General features: G+C 46.4%; 4 tRNA genes and 1 rRNA gene. All 5 read right to left on the reverse strand.

What is annotated here, in order from left to right:
* Positions 1-229 (reverse strand): 23S ribosomal RNA (locus ACVA53_RS24925); the annotation flags it as partial.
* A 311-nt stretch (positions 230-540) separates the two neighbouring features.
* A tRNA-Ala gene (locus tag ACVA53_RS24930) sits at positions 541-616 on the reverse strand.
* A gap of 29 nt (positions 617-645) precedes the next feature.
* Positions 646-721 (reverse strand) — tRNA-Val (locus ACVA53_RS24935).
* A gap of 30 nt (positions 722-751) precedes the next feature.
* Positions 752-827 (reverse strand) — tRNA-Lys (locus tag ACVA53_RS24940).
* Position 828: 1 nt separating this feature from the next.
* A tRNA-Glu gene (locus ACVA53_RS24945) sits at positions 829-904 on the reverse strand.
* Between the last annotated feature and the right edge of the window lie 122 nt (positions 905-1026).

Consider the following 1026-nt stretch of genomic DNA (forward strand, 5'->3'; position numbering starts at 1 on the left):
TCGGTTGATTTCTCTTCCTCGGGGTACTTAGATGTTTCAGTTCCCCCGGTTCGCCTCGTCACGCTATGTATTCACGTGACGATAACTGCTTATGCAGCTGGGTTTCCCCATTCGGAAATCCAAGAGTATAGTGATTCTTACCATCTTCTCTTGGCTTATCGCAGGTTAGTACGTCCTTCATCGCCTCTGACTGCCTAGGCATCCACCGTGTACGCTTAGTCACTTAACCATACAACCCCAAGAGGTTTCGTATGGCAACAACCAAGGTTCACTCTCTATAAAAGAGAATTTTTGTTTTCGCCGGACTCTTCTTTCTATTTCCACTTTGAAAAAGTGAAGACAAAAAACACAAGACACTTGAATGTGTGTTGCTTGAGAACTCGTTCCTACTTATTAAGTAGAAACTATTAGTTATTGAATTCGAAAATTCAATTTACTAGTCAGCTTTCCAGATTGTTAAAGAACATGTGTTTGTCTTTTGACATCCACTTTCTAAATACACTCGAGCCTCTTTATTTCAAGAGAAGTGCGTTTAAAGAGTGGTGGAGCTATGCGGGATCGAACCGCAGACCTCTTCGCTGCCAGCGAAGCGCTCTCCCAGCTGAGCTATAGCCCCATCGAATAGTTTCTTTCCAAAAGAAAGAATGGTGGGCGATACCGGGCTCGAACCAGTGACCCCCTCCTTGTAAGGGAGGTGCTCTCCCAACTGAGCTAATCGCCCTCCGATGTTTTACATCTTCAAAGGAGAAGATGGTGGGTCGTGCAGGATTCGAACCTGCGACCAATTGATTAAAAGTCAACTGCTCTACCAACTGAGCTAACGACCCGTGGCGTCCCATAGGGGAGTCGAACCCCTGTTACCGCCGTGAAAGGGCGGTGTCCTAGGCCTCTAGACGAATGGGACTAAGTGTTTCAGGTTTGGGAACCTGAATATGTTCTCTACATTTCGACCAAGCAATCTGTGTGGACACTGCATAAAACGCAGTCATATCGTTAAGGAGGTGATCCAGCCCCAGGTTCCCCTAG

Source organism: Photobacterium sp. DNB23_23_1 (genome assembly GCF_052873815.1).